The sequence below is a fragment of the uncultured Nostoc sp. genome (genome assembly GCF_964247315.1).
GTDB lineage: Bacteria > Cyanobacteriota > Cyanobacteriia > Cyanobacteriales > Nostocaceae > Nostoc.
Map to the genome: position 1 here is coordinate 1 of NZ_CAXTTT010000073.1, position 16107 is coordinate 16107.

Below are 16107 nucleotides of genomic sequence, written 5' to 3' on the forward strand. Positions count from 1 at the left end.
GTCCGCTTGTGGAACTTGCAAGGTCAACAGTTAACACAGCCATTTCGAGGTCATCAAGACAAAGTTAACAGTGTCAGTTTTAGTCCGGATGGTAAGCAAATAGCCAGTGCCGGAGATGATGGTATTGTCCGCTTGTGGGACTTGCAAGGTCAACCAAATCATCAGCCATTTCAAGGTCATCTAGGCCCTGTTTATGACACAGCGTTCAGTCCAGATGGTAAGCAAATAGCCAGCGCCGGAGATGATGGTACTGTCCGCTTATGGGACTTACAAGGTCAACAAAATCATCAGCCATTGCAGGTATCTGGCATCAAACTAAAAGCCGTGGCGTTTAGCCCCGATGGCAAAATGATTGTCGGTAGTGGGGAGAAAGGTAGAGTGCAGTTGTGGAATTTACAAGGTGAAAAGTTTGCAACTTGGATAGGGTATCGAGGCTCTCAAATCGAGAGCGTTAGTTTTAGCCCCGATGGAAACTTACTGGCTACCGTAGGTGATAATGGTATCGCTCAACTGTGGCACATTGAATCATTCGATGAGCTGATACAAAAGGCTTGCGATCGCCTTGGTGACTATTTGCAGAATAACCCTAATGTGGAGAGCGATCGCCATCTCTGTAATCAATAAATAAAAAAGGTAGGAAATCCTACCTTTTACCCAAAAAAAGCATTTTGTAACCAAATACCAATTTCAATATCACACAAGCTTTTGACGTATCTATTGCAAACCTATGACGAGTGTATGACGTTTAATTTGTAGTTGATTTCGCAATTACTCCCAGTTGCAATCCAGGCGGATAGCTACCTTCTTCCTTGATGCGCTTAATTTCCGCATCGCTTATCTGCAAATTTAACTTTTGTACTAACGATCGCACAATATCTCCCCGATCAATTACACCAGCTACGGCACCAGCGGGAGAAAGTACGGTAATTCTAGGTAACTGCTCATTTTCTAGCTTGTTAATTACCTCAGCGATCGATGTTGATTCGGCAACGGTAGGTATTTCTGTCAGCGGATGCACTATCCTGTGTAAGGTTTCGGTTTCCCATTCACTCCTTTGGGTTAAACGGAAATCATCAATGGAAACTAGACCCCGGTAACGTCCATCAGAAGCAGCAAAATAAACCTGTGAGGGAGCGGTTTCCAACAGGTATAAATCAGCAAAGGAACGCAATGTCTGATCGGCATCAATTACACGAAAGTCACGGGTCATCGCATCCGCCGCCATCACCTTGATTAGACTTTCTTGCAATGTAGTCATATTGTCATAGGTGTTAGCGTTGCGGACAGCAAACCAACCTAACAGTGCAATCCACAAACCAACTACTAACTCTCTGGTAACAAAATCTACAACAAATCCGAAAACGATCGCACCATAACCCAATATTTGTCCCGCTCTTGCAGCCAAGTGTACGGCTTGAAAACGATTACCCGTGATTTGCCATAGTGCTGCTTTTAACACTTGCCCCCCATCTAGAGGTAAGCCAGGAATCAGGTTAAATAGAGCCACCACTAAGTTAATTCGCGCTAAATCTCCGACCATGACACTGAGGGGATTAGTATCAGGGATCGCAAAAGCTCCCAGACGGAGCAGGAAAAATAGTATGATACTCACCAAAGGGCCAGCGATCGCTACTTGAAAGGCTTTGAAAGGAGTTTTAGATTCTTCTTCAATGGCAGCAATCCCGCCAAACATAAATAGGGTAATTGAATTAACTCTAATGCCTTGCGATCGCGCTACCAAACTATGACCCAACTCATGCAATAGCACCGAACCAAATAGCAGCAATGCCATAACGATTCCAGCACTCCAAGCTATGACATTCCCCCATTCCTGATAAGCTACCCCAAAATTCAGGGTTGCCAACCCTAAAATCACAAACCATAACGGGTCTAAAAACAGGGGAATTCCAAATAATGACCCAATTCTCCAATTTGTTTGCATTACATTGCCCTAAAACTAGATATTGCTAGTACTTTTTATACCAAAGCACTACGCATATTCGTATACACATTTATATTGAGCATCAATTCGGTAGTAACAAATAACGAAATGCTCTTATTTCTAGAATAGACAATTAATGCCTGTGAGCAAAACTCTAGAATTAGGAATTAGGTATGGGGCAAAATAGTTCTGAGTTCCGAGGGCTGAGTAGGGAATCTCGCTTCTTTACTCAGCACTCAGCACTCAGCACTATTGAGGGGCATTGGGCATGGGTCATAAGTTATTTCTTTCCTACTTCCCCTGCCCAAAATCATTTTTAGGAGTTTTGTGTTGATAGCGGGGTTACAAGTAACACCTCTGTCATCACCAAACTACAGACGACCGATGTAAGTTAGTCCTAAAACGATGCCAACGCCAATAATATGACCAAAAGCCATCGCAGCAACGAATGTTGGAATACTAATCGGTAGGATAGGGAACTTGGGGCCAACTAGGGGTTTTTCAATTCTAGTACTTAGTAAAACTATTACCAAGCTACTGATACTGATGATGATTCCTACTGTGGGATTCCACGCGGGTGTTGCGGGAACAGATGCAGCAGCGGCTGCTAGTAAAATAGAGGAAGTCAAGCTTTTGTCTCCTAAATGGAAAAGTTAATGTAGACCTACAAGATTATAAAATTACAAGGCCCAAAAATTTTTTAGATAGTTTAGACTTTTCTGATGATTAGTTTAAATTTGTTAAATATTCATGCGCGTTAAGATTTGCGGCATCACCCAACCACAGCAGTCTATAGCGATCGCCTCTCTAGGCGCAACGGCACTAGGATTTATTTGTGTGCCAAACTCACCTCGTTACGTGACTACATCCCAAATTCGGGCAGCAGTGGCAGAACTCCCGGCAAATATTGACACAATTGGGGTTTTTGCCAATCTTAGTATCGCTGAAATCAGTCAGATAGTTGCTGATGCTGGGTTGACTGGTGTGCAATTACACGGAGATGAATCCCCAACTTTCTGCTACCAAGTACGTCAAGCTTTACCCAATGTCGAAATTATTAAAGCACTGAGAATTCGTAGTCTTGAGCATCTTGACACAGCGGCTGATTACACAAAATATGTAGATACTTTGCTACTTGACGCTTTTCATCCGCAACAACTGGGTGGTACAGGCAAAACTTTAGATTGGACGATGCTAGAACAATTTAGCCCTAGTTGTCCTTGGTTTTTAGCAGGAGGATTAACAGCCGATAATATTGTGCAAGCCCTAAATCAGGTTAATCCTAGCGGCGTTGATTTATCTAGTGGTGTGGAACGGACACCAGGAGATAAGGATTTAGATAAAGTAGCACTTTTATTTCACAGTCTAAAGAACATTGGTAAAGTTACTTAGAAGTTAGGAGTAATGAGTTTGAACTATACTCCTAACTACTAACTCAGCACTCAGCACTCAGCACTTAAAAAAATGGTGGTTGGTGGCGAATTAAGTTAAAAAATTCTTCGCGGGTTTTGTGCTCCTCTTGGAACACACCAACCATTGCGCTAGTGACAGTCCAGGAACCTGGTTTCTGAACGCCACGCATTACCATGCACATGTGGCTAGCTTCCATCACGACAGCAACGCCTTGAGGTTCTAGAATGGTCTGGATTGCTTCGGCAATTTGGCGGGTTAGTCTCTCTTGTACTTGTAAGCGACGGGAATACATCTCAACAATCCTGGCCAGCTTACTCAGTCCGACAACTTTTTGGTTAGGGATATAAGCAACGTGCGCTCTACCCATAAATGGCAGCATGTGGTGTTCGCACAAACTAAAGAAATCAATATCTCTAACAAGTACCATCTCGCTATGCCCTTCATCAAAGATGGCATCGTTAACGAGTTCTTCAAGAGATTGGTTGTAGCCACTGGTAAGAAAGCGCATTGCTTCGGCTACTCGTTTGGGTGTTTTCAAAAGTCCTTCGCGTTCGGGATCTTCGCCAACTCCCAATATTAGTGTCCGCACGGCGTCCTTCATTTCCTCCATCTGTTCCTCTTTTGGCGGGAACACATCCGGTTGTCGCCCGTTATTGGTATTGCGATCGGGTCTAGGAGTTATAGCTTCTGCCAAGTCGGGAATCAGAGGCGATTGAGAGCAATTGGAACCGTTGGAACTATCAATAGTCATGATTCAGTCTTGGTTATGGTTTAGTCATTAGTCATTAGTCATTGGTCATTGGTGATTGGTCATTTGTAAAAGACAAAGGACAAAACGAAGGACGAATGACTAATTAGAGTGCGCCAGCGCTGGGCATCAGGGTCAATTCATCAATCACTGCCTGTTGTGGTAACAGAACTGTATGGAGAATTGACTGAGCCACAATTTCCGGGGTTAACATTTTGGAACGGTCTAAGTTAACATGGACTGTTTCTGTATCCCAAAGTTCGGTATTGACTGCGCCAGGACAGATAGCTGTGACACGAATGCCGTGAGTGCGTTCTTCTTGTGCCAGGGTTTGAGAGAGGGCTATCAAACCAGCTTTGCTGACGTTGTATGCTCCCCAACCGGGAAAGGGTTGCTTGGCGGCAATTGAGGCGACGTTGATAATTGTGCCTGTGCCTCGATCGCGCATTGAAGGTAAAATCCCCACAATGCACTGAAACACGCCAGTCAGATTCAAGTCAATTACCTGCTGCCAGCCCTCTAGGGGAGTTTCGCTCAAAGTACCTGTATAGGCAATGCCAGCATTGTTTACCAGAATGTTTATATCACCAAAGTCAAGAGCGATCGCTTGGATCTTTTCTTTAACTTCCAAGATCAGCGCTAAATCTACAGCGTAAGCTTTCGCTTCCACCCCAGTATGCTCTACGGCTTCTCTTACCGCCTCCAACTTCTCCAAAGAACGGCTGACTAAGGCGACATCTATTCCCGCTTTCGCAAAGGCTAAAGCCGTTGCTTTCCCAATTCCACTACTTGCCCCAGTAATCAGGGCACGTCGTTTTTGCTCAACATTCATGGTGTCTCCCAATTTTTTGGCAGTTCCCAAAGCCTATTACCATCCCATTATTCACACTTGTCGGTTTGGATAGATTAAAGGAATCTAAAAATTTGATGATTTTCATGAAGCAAATGCTATGATGCAGCACAACAGTCCCCATATTGTGGGAGCAGTAAGTACAACAAATTGTTGCCTGGAAAACCACGCCGTACATTCAAATTAGATCAAATTAGATTATTTACATAATACAAAACCCACTCAATCAAATTGAGTAGATTTGCCAAATATGCAAATGCCTATGGCCAGATTGTTAAAAATCTTTAAGCACATAGGCGATTATAGCATTGCTGCTTTACTAATAAATCATTATGCAGTGCCGTTAGTGGGCAACTTCTGTAAAAACACCAATTTTGCGGAATTTTTCATAGCGCAGTTGACGGCGTTCTGGAGCGGTTAAACGATTGAGTTCGTCCAAATTTTCTAGCAGCACTTGCTTGAGAGTGGTCGCGGCTTTTAAGGGGTCGGAATGAGCGCCACCAGTAGGTTCAGGCAGTATTTGGTCGATAATTCCCAACTTTTTCAAGTCGTGGGAAATAATTTTCAGCGCCACGGCGGCTTGGGGAGCCTTACCAGCATCTTTCCACAAAATAGCAGCGCAGGCTTCGGGAGTGGCGACGGTATAAACGGAGTGTTCAAACATGAGTAGGCGATCGCCTACGCCAATACCAAGGGCGCCACCGGAACCGCCTTCACCGATAACTGTGCAGATAATTGGCACATCTAAGCAAAACATTTCCCGCAAGTTGTAAGCGATCGCTTCTCCTTGACCTTGGTGTTCTGCTTCTACCCCAGACCAGGCTCCTGGCGTGTCAATAAAAGTTAGTATCGGCATACTAAACTTGTTGGCATGTTCCATTAAGCGCATAGCTTTGCGATAGCCGCCAGGGTAAGGCATTCCAAAGTTACGGGCAATATTGTCTTTAGTATCGCGTCCTTTTTGATGACCCAACATCACCACAGGTTGCCCACTCAGACGACCAACACCACCAACTAAAGCCGGATCGTCACCACCACAGCGATCGCCATGCAATTCCATCCATTCATCACTAATTGCCTGAATGTAATCGAGAGTACTGGGGCGACGTGGATGACGAGCGACTTGTAATCGCTGGGACGGGGATAGACTAGTGAAAATTTCCTCACGTAGTTGCATAGCGCGTGCTTCTAGTTGACGAATTTGACCAGAAACATCGACGCCATTTTCTTCTGCAAGTTGCCGAATTTGATCGATTCGGGTTGCAAGTTCTGCTAGGGGCTTTTCAAAATCTAACAGTAGCGGTTTACGCTCGGTAGTTGCCATCGTAGGGGTTATGAATTACGAGTTATAAGTTATCTATCCTTTATCCTTTGTCTTTTGTCAGTTGTCCTTTGTCCTTTGTCCTTTGCAAATAACAAATGACCAATGACCAATGACAAATGACCAATGACCAATGACTAAACCAGCAGCGGTCTAAATCCATGTTTCACTGATACCTTACCAATCTGCTCCATTTTGTCTACGGTAATCTGATTCCGTCCCCACGAAAAGTTCGTGTATAACTTCTCAAATTCCAGCAGCATTGATTCGGCAAAACAAGCAAACAACTGGCGGGCTGGCACGTCCATATTGACGATTTTCATAATTTTCCAGTCAATATCCAGGGAATGCTCTACAATTCCACCATTTAACACATATATACCAGGATGCTGAACTTTTGTTGCTAAGTTTTTAGGATAGCCACCATCAATCAACAAACAGGGTTGTTTCAAAGTGGTAGGGTCAATTTCCACGCCTTTGGGCATACTAGCAACCCAAACTACAATGTCAGCTTCAGGCAGTGCTTCTGTCAAACCCATGATTTTTCCTCGCCCCAGTTCGCCTTGCAGTTCTTTGAGGCGTTCTTGATCGCGGGCGATCAACAAAAGTTCTTTGACATCTGTTTTCGCGTCTAGCCAGCGGGTAACAGCACTACCAATATCCCCAGTTGCCCCACATATAGCAACAGTCGCTTTTGACAGATCGATTCCCAGTTGTTTTGAGGCTTCTTCCACCTGCTTACAAATAATGTAGGCAGTATGCGTGTTTCCTGTGGTAAAGCGTTCAAACTCTAGTTTAATATTGCGGACTTGGCTAAACTGGTCTAACTTAAAGTTTTCAAAAATAATTGAGGAAAATCCACCTAAAGCTGTAATGTTAATGCCATGCTTTTGTGCATGGGCCATAGCGTTGAGGATTTTACGAGTTGCGGCTTTGATCCGACGGCTAGCCAGCATCTCTGGCAAAAAGCAAGATTCTACATACCGGCCTTCAATTTTTTGCCCAGTTACACTGGTGACAATAATCGTATCCACAATTTGCGGTGGGGCGCTGCACCAAAAGTCTAGCCCTTGATCGGCATATTCTGGGTATCCCAATTCTTGAGCCACCGCTTGAGCGTGTTCTAAACTAGTCAGATGTCCAATTAGACCAAACATGTAGTGATTATTAGGCTTATGCTGTCTTGAGGCGTGGAATAAATAAGTGGTTTAGCAGTCCTGAGTCCTAAGTCCTGAGTTCTGAAGTTCTGAATTGAAATTTGAACTACTCAGCACTCAGCACTCGTTACTCAGTACTCTTTTAAGCGGCGATGAGTCCGTAGGCTGACAAGCGCATGATATCGCGAGTCGTGAAACCTATGTTACTTAATGCTTCACCGTATTGAATCATAAAGTCTTCTACCAAAGCATCTTTTTCCATTGCCATTGTGTGGGCATCACCTTCTACTTTGTTGAGCATTTTCCAGACGATAGGTAGGTTCTGGCGATTTGCAAGTTCAAGTTCAGCTTTGGATTCTGTGAAGTGTTCTTTCAACCAAACTTCTCCAAAGTTGAGGTGGCTATATTCATCTTTTACTACTCCCTCCGTGATTTTGCGGGCAAAAGCGTCGGCAACGGGGATGTAAATGTTATATGCTGCGATCGCAAAACATTCGATAATCAAAGACTGAATTAACAGACAAGTGACGACCTTGCCTTCCGCCGCTGCTGTTTGGAAATTCTGGTGTAGTCCAGAGAAAAATTCCTTGGCAAATTGCAAATCTGGGGTAACATCCAAATTGCGCCCACAAGCTTCAAATCCTTTCTTGTGTCGGCTTTCCATCTTGGAGAGGCGAATCAATTCATCATGAGATTCTGGCAGCAGTTCGGCTAATGTGATGTAATTTTCATGGGCTTCTTGTTCCCCTTCAATCACGATCGCATTAATCCGGCTATAAGCATCTTTGTATGTTTCGCTCTTGAAATCTAATTCTTTAAATTGGTCTGCAAGCTGCTGCATGGTTATATTTACTCCTGTAAACTTGAATTATTTGACACCAAGATTGATTTTCCCTATGAACTGAGGGTAACAATTACTGTGGTTTAATTTAACTTAACAAGTAGACTATGTTTATAGATTAATTGTTGCTGGGGGCAATGCTCTAGTACTAGCGAGATAAATGCTTTGCAGCTAAAGTTATGTCTAAATCAAACCCGAATCTGAAATCTGGCGATTTTTTGAGCCTAGTAATCTTACTGCTAGGGGCATTTATCGTTTTACTACCATTGTTTGTGGTCTTTGTCACCTCCTTTGCACCGACGGCCGCCAGCCTAGAAAATTTGTCCAAAAATAACTGGTCTTTAGCAAATTACCGCGTTGCGTGGCAACAAGGAAAATTTTTGCTGGCGTTTGCTAATTCTACCTTGGTAGCGATCGCTGTGACGGCGTTTCAGATTGTCACTTCTGCTTTGGCTGGTTACGCCCTAGCACGGTTGAAGTTTCGGGGGCGTCAAGCACTGCTATTAGTGGTTTTAGCAACTTTAGTGATTCCCTTTCAGTTATTGGTGATTCCCATTTTTTTGGTATTGAAGTGGGGACACCTGATAAATACATACTGGGCGCTCATTTTACCCACTGCGGTTAGCGGATTTGGGATTTTCTTATTACGTCAGTATTTCCAGACAATTCCCGTAGAGTTAGAGGAAGCCGCAGCGATAGATGGGGCGAACCGACTGCAAATTTTGTGGCGGGTGATGTTACCTTTAGCCCGTCCGGCCTTGTTAACGCTGTTTTTGTTCACCTTCATCGGTGAGTGGAATGATTTATTTAAACCTCTGGTATTTACGACACGACCAGAATTAAGAACGGTGCAACTAGCGTTGGCTGAGTTTCAGGAGCAATTTACGAATAATTGGCCCTTAATGATGGCAGCAGTGACAATAGCGACACTTCCAGTGATAGTATTATTTCTCATCGGTCAGCGTCAATTTCTTCAGGGTATTGCGGCGACGGGGATTAAGAATTAGAGGGGAAACAGGTGGGAAATGGAAGCCCGATTTTAGTTACTAGACGAGATGCCCACTCTACAATAAATAATTTGAATTGGTAGTATCTCAAAATAAGCTGCAAAAGAAATACCGCAGGAAAACATGAACTTTTATGACACTCGGCGTAATCATTGCTAACTAAACTGAAGCAATAATTATACACATCCCGTCAGGAACGAAAACACTCATGAGTTCTCAACAAGTCATAGACCCTCAAATATTACAGCAGTTACAAGAAGAGATTCAGCAGAAAATGAATGAAAGCCTAGAAAATGCTGACCTACACTCAGTGCTTGAAAAGTACGGCTTATTAGAATATAGAGTCTTGAGAATTCATTGGCAGTGTAATCTCGACCCCAATCAACTCAAATCTGATAATGCAGTTGATGAACAGCAACCCAATGCATTATTAGCAGAAACTTCAACAGCTTCAATACCAGAAATTGTGTTAGTCAAAAAAGCATTGTGTATCCCTTGCCCATCAACTGGCAACCCAAGGGGCTGTTACTGCTAAATAATTTAATCTTCGGACTGCAAAGAGTTTATTCTAGTGAATGTAAAAATACTAAACTTTGCTTTTATGTAGTAGTTAGGCTACCAATATTACATCAGCGTACTAACATCACTAATTAGCAAAAAGCAGTATTTTAATAAACTCTTATTTTTTGAGCGCAAGTTTTTCATGTCTCAAAATCGAAGCAGTTGCCAGTGGAAATTAGGAATAGTGAGTACTTTAGTAATTGCTGGAGTGCTCACTTTTGCTGAGAATTTTGCCTTAGCTCAAATTCAAACAGATGCCACGCTCGGATCTGAAAGTTCAATCATTACACCAAAGGTAATTAATGGTCAGCCTATAGACCAGATTGATGGTGGAGCAGTTCGTGGTACAAACTTGTTCCATAGCTTTGAAAAATTTTCTGTCTCTGCGGGAAGGACAGCCCATTTTAACAATCCAATCGATATTCAGAACATCATCAGTCGGGTGACAGGTAATTCTGTTTCTAATATAGATGGCATTCTCAAAGCTAACGGCACAGCCAATGTATTTCTGATTAATCCTAACGGCATTGTTTTTGGGCCCAATGCTTCTTTAAATATTGACGGTTCATTTGTGGCGAGTACGGCGAGTAGTTTGAACTTTGCTGATGGTACAAAGTTTAGTGCTACATCTGGTCAAACTGCACCTCTATTGACACTAAGTATTCCCATTGGCTTACAATTCGGAACAACTGCTCGACCTATCCGCAATCAATCCCAAGCAAGTCCAAATAATGCAATTAATACCTTCGGACAAGGTGTTGGTCTACAAGTGCAGCAAGGCAAAACCTTAGCACTGATAGGCGGTGATATAACGTTAGAGGGCGGAAATTTAACGGCAAGTGGGGGAAGAATTGAGTTAGGAAGTGTTGCTGGCAATAGTTTGGTTGGTCTAAGTTCAACGAATCAAGGTTGGGCATTAGGATATGAAGGTGTTCAAAATTTTCAGAACATCGAACTAACCCAGCAAAGTGAGATTCCATCTAATGTAGATACCAGTGGCAAAGGTGGTGGTAATATCCACCTGCAAGGACAGCGTGTACTGGTAACTGACGGTTCACTAATTTCGGCTTATACTCTGGGAGCGCAACCAGGAGGAAATTTAACAGTGAACGCTTCCGAGTCTGTAGAACTTGGACTAAATGCGTTCTTGTCTACTGGAACTTTCGACACTGGAAACTCTGGAAATATAAATATCACTACCAGAAAGTTGATTGTCAAAGATGGAGCGCAAGTCTTAATGTTCAATGTTGGTTCGGGATTAGCGGGGCAATTGACCATCAACGCCTCAGATTCCGTAGAACTAATCGCAGGCATCCCCATTTCTCCTTTGCCAGATGGTAGTGATTTAATCTCCAGTGGATTATTTAGTGCAACATTTGGCGCTCAAAATGCTGGCAGCATAATAATTAATACTGGAAAGTTACGTATCAAGGGAGGGGCAGCAATATCAACAAGTTCTGAGGGTATACTTAGGCTTATTTTTAATCAATTTATACCAGCTACCGGAAATGGAGGAGATTTAACAGTGAACGCCTCTGAGTCCGTAGAATTAATCGGAACCTCAGCAAATGGTTCTAGGCTAAGTAGCTTGTTTGCTGGCACTCAAGGGCCTGGAAATGGCGGCAACTTGACCGTAACTACAGGGCGATTGGTTATCAAAGATGGGGCGGCAATAAATGTGAGTAGTGAAGCTCGAAAAAATGTTAACTATCAAGAGGGTGTACCCAATTTAGGTCTAGCAGGCGAACTCAGTGTCAGCGCTCGTTCCATCCTGCTGGATAAAGGAAAACTCACATCTAATAGTGAGTCAGGTAAGGGCGGTGACATTGCGGTACAGGTGCAGGACTTATTACTGATGCGTCGCAACAGTCTAATCTCTACTAATGCCGGAGGTGATAAAACTGGCGGTAATATCACCATCAATGCACCTAATGGCTTTCTTGTCGCCACTCCTTTCGGAAATAGCGATATTACTGCCAACGCTAACTTTGGTTCTGGTGGTAAAATCGCGATCGCCGCTAAGAATACTTTTGGGTTTGTGTCACGCACTCGTGCAGAGGTGGAGAAGCTCGATCCAAAAAATATAAACCCGAATAACCTGCCAACAAGTGACATCACTGCATTTTCTCAGCAAAACCCTTCATTAAGTGGCACGCTACAAATCAACTCACCAGATGCTGACCCCAGTAAAGGATTAGTGGAACTACCCGTAAATTTGGTTGATGCTTCGCAGCAAGTTGCTGCTAGTTGTAGTTCTAGTGGAAAAATAGGAAGAAGTTCGTTTATTACTACTGGGCGTGGAGGAATACAAGCCGATCCCACAGAGCCATTGATAGCTGATGATGCAGTGCTAGCAGATTGGATCGCCCTCCCTCCAGAGAGTCAGAATCGTGCTGAGGGTATTCAGAAAAGAGCCGTTGTTCAGGCGCAGGGATACACAGAAGAAAAATCACAGAAGGTTAATTCTGTCAATGAGCCTACTCAAATTGTAGAAGCCCAAGGGTGGATTCTAGATGCTAATGGGAACGTGGTTCTGGTTGCTCAAGTACCCACTGCATCGCCTCATAACTCCTCACTCGTCGCTACATCTTGTGCTGCTAATTAAAATTTGATGATTCTCGTAACTTTTGTTGGTGCGTTGGCGTAGACTGCACTTCTCATGAACTTTACTTATAGTTAATAGCCAATAGTTATTTTTCCCCTAGCTAGTATAGGCATACAAAAGTACTCTAGTGAGACTCAAGGGCACTACAGGAGAAATCAAAATAATCAAATAATTAGAAAATTAGAAAAAATTGCCAGATTTCCAAATTGGTTGTTTGTTTATGTAATATTCTTTACAAGCCGATCGCGAATTGTTTGGAGTTGGTCTTGAGTTTTAATTGGCTCTCGTGGTGCTGGCAATTCAGTATTCGGCCAGTTAGGTAAATCATTGCAGGGACATAACAGCGCCGGCATCCCGACGTTTCGTGCGGCTATTGGCATATTGCATCGGCTGCAAGGCAGCATATTCCATGCTGGTGTCAACAATTCAGCAATGGTTTCGTATGTACCCTCAAGGTAACAATCACCCGATTCCGGTGAAATAATTTTTTGCCAGCACTCTTCAAATTCTTCACTATAGCGATCGCCATTTAGCACCGATTGGGGCAAAAAGCTTGCCTCACCGTTGCCCGTAATCACTTTCTTACCCAACTGAAACCAGTAGGCAAGGTATCCTTTAACTTCTTGTTTGGTTGCCATATTACAATTCTAGATTTTAGATTTTAAATTTGGGATTAATTTGAATCAACAGTTAAGAATCTTGACTCCTGAATGTTCCAGCATCACCTCTATTTGGCAATGGCGAACCAAGGATACTGAGATTGAGAACATGGCCACCAGTCACTAAATAAACAGTTTCGCTAAGTGTTGCTAGCTGGCGTACTAAAGAACCCAGGCGATCGCGGAAGATCCTTCCCAGAGGATAAGCTGGTATCACACCCCAACCGACCTCTTCTGCTACAAACAGCATGTCAGCAGCAACCAGTTCCACCGTCTCCAAAAATTCTGCAAGGGCATTTTCCCAGCTAGATTCATCCTGTTCTAGGAGATTAGCAACCCAAGTCCCTAAAGAATCAACTAAGAGGCAAGTATAAGGTTTGGCATCAGCGAGGGTAGCAGACAGTTCCACTGGTACAGATAGAGTTACCCAGTCTTGGGGACGACGTTTTTGGTGTTCTAAAATGCGTTGGTGCCACTCTTGATCATCTGGGTTATCGGTGGCTGTTGCTACATAAACAACTGCTTTTCCTGACTGCATAGCTAAAGTTTCCGCCCATTCACTTTTACCAGATCGTGCTGGCCCTGTTACTAAGATGATTTTACCCAAAGTTTTTTACTGAGTATTTTAACAAGAGAGGCAGGAGGTACAAGGAATATTCCCGTCACCTCTTGCGGTTATTATCGCAAGTGAGCTTGCGGTTTAAATCCTCCACCAAAATCTACAATTTCGTGGCTTGGAATTTAAATGGGATTGAGAGCAACAGATAAATTCCAACTTCCAATCTTTTGGCTCCTGCCTCCTCCACATACCCACGGTTACAATTTATTACCACAATTTTTTACTTCATCGGTAAGATTTTTGGTTTCAAATAACTTTTAAGGGATAAAATTAGCACCAGCATCATTGATGCTACAACTGGCAAAAGCCAAAAATCCCAACAACCCCATTCTCAATTATTCAATACCACTGGGGAAAGCAAACTTTAGGATATCTTTATGAACCCAGGCTTAAAACGCATTGAAGCAACTTTACACGATTTAGGGAATCGCGGCACTGCCTCTACTGCCGAAACAGGTGATTCGACGACAAAACGGCCTTTCTCTTTTAGAATCAGCGTCGGAGCCAACGAACCCACAGAAAGTACACAAATTCCATCCTCTCAGGATGAGAAATTCGTTGAATTGGGCAAAGAGACTGAGAGTGATTATTCTTCTGAACAAAATTTCTTTCCTCACCATGACTCTGTGCAGACTTTTCAAGCAGAAGAGAATGGTAGCAAAACACCCAGCCTACCCAAGTTGAAAACTCCGAGCTTTAGTAGCCATCGCCACGGAGCGAATCCAGCATTGGCGACGAATCTATTGCAAGAAATTCAGGAAACTGTCGCCGATTGGCAAACAGAATTGCAAAATATTTTGAAGCAAATTCAGGATATTTACTTAGAAGGGCCAATTGTCAATGGCTGGTTAGAATCCAATCCCACCGAACCAGAATCGGGAGGAACCGCGACACTACGCCATGCAGAAGTTGACCGCCTGATGAACTACGTAGAAGAAATTTGTGCTACTGGTGGAAAAGTATCTTATCAATCATCTATTACTGGCTATCGCCTCTGTGGTGTAGACGATACTGGTAAAGTTTGGTCGCGCCCATGTCCACCGGATCAGGTTCCCAATGTTAGTATGGCGATCGCTCGCTACCAAAAGTTACGTCAACTGTTAGGGCGCAAGCAATCTTTGGAAACCCGCCTTAGTCAACTGGCCCAAACTCTTGTAGTTTTACACAGTCATATTCAACAAACGTAAAGTTTTAAAGATTATTTCCGAAGAAACTCGGTTGGTAGGTCGGTAACTTTTGGTTTAGATTAACTCTCAGCAGTTATGCCTTGGATTTAAGATTTTAATCTAAAATCGTTCGACTGAGCGTAGCCGTACCCCTCCGTGGAAGCAAGCTACGTGTAGCGTTCCGTTGGCGCAGCCTCTCGTTCGCGTTAGCGTCTCTGAAAGAGAAGAGAAGGAAAGTCCCAAATCTCAAATCCAAAATTAAATCTATGCCAGACATCCAAATCTCTGCCATTATTTGTACTCACAATCGAGATACCTATTTAGGGGCTGCAATTGATAGTCTTTTAGCGCAGGATTTTGCTGCTGACTTTGAAATTGTGATAGTTGATAATGGCTCTAGCGATCGCACTCGTGAGGTTGTAGAACAAAGAACCCACAATCCGCGCCTGAAGTATGTTTTTGAACCCACCATTGGTTTATCTGTCGCCCGTAACACGGGTGCAAAGGTAGCCAGTGGTGATATTCTTGCTTATCTAGATGATGATGCCGTTGCCAGTAAGAGCTGGCTACAAGTTTTATATTCTGCCTATTACAATAATTCTAAGCTAGCGATCGCAGGTGGCAAAGTCACTCTCCTGTGGCCTCCAGGAATTCAACAACCACGGTGGCTATCTCTGGGGCTAGCTGCAAATCTGGGTGCATACGACTTAGGTGACAGTAACATCTACATTGAGCAACCTGGCTCAACACCCAGAGGCTTAAATTACTCTATCCGCCGCAGTTTCCTAGAAGAAATCGGCGGTTTCGATCCTCATCTCGGTCGAGTCGGGAAAAATTTATTATCTAACGAAGAACTGCAAATGACCGAATTCGCCCTACAGCGTGGTTGGCAAGTCGCTTATCTTCCCCAAGCACTCGTCGCTCACAATGTAGCCCCAGAGCGCCTCCAACGCTCCTGGTTTTTAAACCGGGGCTGGTGGCAGGGTATCAGTGAATGCTATCGAGAACAACTCGCTGGTAAAGCTGGGATCGCTCAATTGCAGCGAGGTAGCGAACGGTTTGTGCGAGGCTTGTATAAAGCATTACAATATTTCTCCGATCCAGCTGAACGATTTGACAAACTGGTGTATGCTTACGGTCAGATTGGTTACTTAAATGCTGCTATTCAGGGTCTTTTATTTACATCAAATAAGAAATAACCAGTAACATAATTTCTAC

The 16107-nt window shown here is 43.5% G+C and carries 16 protein-coding genes; 7 read left to right on the forward strand and 9 right to left on the reverse strand.

What is annotated here, in order from left to right; all coding sequences use genetic code 11:
- Nucleotides 1-624 (forward strand): WD40 repeat domain-containing protein (locus ACFE93_RS20960; RefSeq protein WP_375475850.1); only part of this gene is annotated, 624 nt, incomplete at its 5' end.
- A gap of 121 nt (nucleotides 625-745) precedes the next feature.
- Here ACFE93_RS20960 and ACFE93_RS20965 read toward each other — a convergent pair.
- Nucleotides 746-1942 carry a site-2 protease family protein gene (locus tag ACFE93_RS20965; protein ID WP_375475852.1) on the reverse strand — a complete coding sequence of 399 codons (1197 nt, stop codon included), beginning with the start codon at nucleotides 1940-1942 and terminating at the stop codon, nucleotides 746-748.
- Between the two features lie 371 nt (nucleotides 1943-2313).
- Complete coding sequence (gene psaK / locus ACFE93_RS20970) at nucleotides 2314-2571, reverse strand: photosystem I reaction center subunit PsaK (RefSeq protein WP_375475854.1); 258 nt, start codon at nucleotides 2569-2571, stop codon at nucleotides 2314-2316.
- Between the two features lie 121 nt (nucleotides 2572-2692).
- On the opposite strand from psaK, the gene ACFE93_RS20975 reads away from it, so the two are divergent.
- Entirely contained in the window at nucleotides 2693-3334 is a 642-nt protein-coding gene (locus tag ACFE93_RS20975) for a phosphoribosylanthranilate isomerase (RefSeq protein WP_375475856.1), read from the forward strand.
- A 64-nt stretch (nucleotides 3335-3398) separates the two neighbouring features.
- On the opposite strand, the gene folE is transcribed toward ACFE93_RS20975, so the two are convergent.
- From folE to ACFE93_RS21000, 5 genes are all read right to left on the reverse strand, one after another.
- On the reverse strand, nucleotides 3399-4106 hold the full coding sequence (folE, locus tag ACFE93_RS20980; protein ID WP_375475858.1) for a GTP cyclohydrolase I FolE: 708 nt from the start codon (nucleotides 4104-4106) through the stop codon (nucleotides 3399-3401).
- A 103-nt stretch (nucleotides 4107-4209) separates the two neighbouring features.
- Entirely contained in the window at nucleotides 4210-4935 is a 726-nt protein-coding gene (locus ACFE93_RS20985) for an SDR family oxidoreductase (RefSeq protein WP_375475924.1), read from the reverse strand.
- Nucleotides 4936-5296: 361 nt separating this feature from the next.
- The gene (locus ACFE93_RS20990; protein ID WP_185586002.1) at nucleotides 5297-6277 is read right to left on the reverse strand and encodes an acetyl-CoA carboxylase carboxyltransferase subunit alpha; all 981 of its coding nucleotides are present in this window, start codon (nucleotides 6275-6277) and stop codon (nucleotides 5297-5299) included.
- Nucleotides 6278-6411: 134 nt separating this feature from the next.
- On the reverse strand, nucleotides 6412-7431 hold the full coding sequence (locus ACFE93_RS20995) for a long-chain acyl-[acyl-carrier-protein] reductase (RefSeq protein ID WP_375475860.1): 1020 nt from the start codon (nucleotides 7429-7431) through the stop codon (nucleotides 6412-6414).
- 142 nt (nucleotides 7432-7573) lie between these two features.
- Nucleotides 7574-8272: an aldehyde oxygenase (deformylating) gene (locus ACFE93_RS21000; RefSeq protein ID WP_375475862.1), complete on the reverse strand. Its 699-nt coding sequence runs from the start codon at nucleotides 8270-8272 to the stop codon at nucleotides 7574-7576.
- Nucleotides 8273-8451: 179 nt separating this feature from the next.
- Here ACFE93_RS21000 and ACFE93_RS21005 point away from each other — a divergent pair, with 179 nt between their 5' ends.
- The 3 genes from ACFE93_RS21005 to ACFE93_RS21015 all read left to right on the forward strand — a co-directional run bounded on the left by ACFE93_RS21005 (nucleotide 8452) and on the right by ACFE93_RS21015 (nucleotide 12445).
- Nucleotides 8452-9279: a carbohydrate ABC transporter permease gene (locus tag ACFE93_RS21005; protein ID WP_375475864.1), complete on the forward strand. Its 828-nt coding sequence runs from the start codon at nucleotides 8452-8454 to the stop codon at nucleotides 9277-9279.
- A 208-nt stretch (nucleotides 9280-9487) separates the two neighbouring features.
- Nucleotides 9488-9814 carry a hypothetical protein gene (locus ACFE93_RS21010; protein WP_375475866.1) on the forward strand — a complete coding sequence of 109 codons (327 nt, stop codon included), beginning with the start codon at nucleotides 9488-9490 and terminating at the stop codon, nucleotides 9812-9814.
- Between the two features lie 168 nt (nucleotides 9815-9982).
- The gene (locus ACFE93_RS21015; protein WP_375475868.1) at nucleotides 9983-12445 is read left to right on the forward strand and encodes a filamentous hemagglutinin N-terminal domain-containing protein; all 2463 of its coding nucleotides are present in this window, start codon (nucleotides 9983-9985) and stop codon (nucleotides 12443-12445) included.
- A gap of 218 nt (nucleotides 12446-12663) precedes the next feature.
- On the opposite strand, the gene ACFE93_RS21020 is transcribed toward ACFE93_RS21015, so the two are convergent.
- Both ACFE93_RS21020 and cobU read right to left on the reverse strand, forming a co-directional pair.
- The gene (locus tag ACFE93_RS21020) at nucleotides 12664-13083 is read right to left on the reverse strand and encodes a hypothetical protein (RefSeq protein WP_375475870.1); all 420 of its coding nucleotides are present in this window, start codon (nucleotides 13081-13083) and stop codon (nucleotides 12664-12666) included.
- Between the two features lie 52 nt (nucleotides 13084-13135).
- Entirely contained in the window at nucleotides 13136-13711 is a 576-nt protein-coding gene (gene cobU / locus ACFE93_RS21025; protein WP_375475872.1) for a bifunctional adenosylcobinamide kinase/adenosylcobinamide-phosphate guanylyltransferase, read from the reverse strand.
- Nucleotides 13712-14100: 389 nt separating this feature from the next.
- Here cobU and ACFE93_RS21030 point away from each other — a divergent pair, with 389 nt between their 5' ends.
- Both ACFE93_RS21030 and ACFE93_RS21035 read left to right on the forward strand, forming a co-directional pair.
- Nucleotides 14101-14910, forward strand: a complete 810-nt coding sequence (locus ACFE93_RS21030; protein WP_375475874.1) for a hypothetical protein — start codon at nucleotides 14101-14103, stop codon at nucleotides 14908-14910.
- Nucleotides 14911-15155: 245 nt separating this feature from the next.
- Entirely contained in the window at nucleotides 15156-16088 is a 933-nt protein-coding gene (locus ACFE93_RS21035) for a glycosyltransferase (RefSeq protein ID WP_375475876.1), read from the forward strand.
- Nucleotides 16089-16107: the final 19 nt, after the last annotated feature.

Excerpts from the sequence above, each read along its gene's own strand:
- ACFE93_RS20965 (WP_375475852.1), bottom strand. The coding sequence starts at position 1,942 with ATGCAAACAAATTGGAGAATTGGGTCATTATTTGGAATTCCCCTGTTT.
- ACFE93_RS20975 (WP_375475856.1), top strand. The coding sequence starts at position 2,693 with ATGCGCGTTAAGATTTGCGGCATCACCCAACCACAGCAGTCTATAGCG.
- folE (WP_375475858.1), bottom strand. The coding sequence starts at position 4,106 with ATGACTATTGATAGTTCCAACGGTTCCAATTGCTCTCAATCGCCTCTG.
- ACFE93_RS20985 (WP_375475924.1), bottom strand. The coding sequence starts at position 4,935 with ATGAATGTTGAGCAAAAACGACGTGCCCTGATTACTGGGGCAAGTAGT.
- ACFE93_RS20990 (WP_185586002.1), bottom strand. The coding sequence starts at position 6,277 with ATGGCAACTACCGAGCGTAAACCGCTACTGTTAGATTTTGAAAAGCCC.
- ACFE93_RS20995 (WP_375475860.1), bottom strand. The coding sequence starts at position 7,431 with ATGTTTGGTCTAATTGGACATCTGACTAGTTTAGAACACGCTCAAGCG.
- ACFE93_RS21000 (WP_375475862.1), bottom strand. The coding sequence starts at position 8,272 with ATGCAGCAGCTTGCAGACCAATTTAAAGAATTAGATTTCAAGAGCGAA.
- ACFE93_RS21005 (WP_375475864.1), top strand. The coding sequence starts at position 8,452 with ATGTCTAAATCAAACCCGAATCTGAAATCTGGCGATTTTTTGAGCCTA.
- ACFE93_RS21010 (WP_375475866.1), top strand. The coding sequence starts at position 9,488 with ATGAGTTCTCAACAAGTCATAGACCCTCAAATATTACAGCAGTTACAA.
- ACFE93_RS21015 (WP_375475868.1), top strand. The coding sequence starts at position 9,983 with ATGTCTCAAAATCGAAGCAGTTGCCAGTGGAAATTAGGAATAGTGAGT.
- ACFE93_RS21020 (WP_375475870.1), bottom strand. The coding sequence starts at position 13,083 with ATGGCAACCAAACAAGAAGTTAAAGGATACCTTGCCTACTGGTTTCAG.
- ACFE93_RS21030 (WP_375475874.1), top strand. The coding sequence starts at position 14,101 with ATGAACCCAGGCTTAAAACGCATTGAAGCAACTTTACACGATTTAGGG.
- ACFE93_RS21035 (WP_375475876.1), top strand. The coding sequence starts at position 15,156 with ATGCCAGACATCCAAATCTCTGCCATTATTTGTACTCACAATCGAGAT.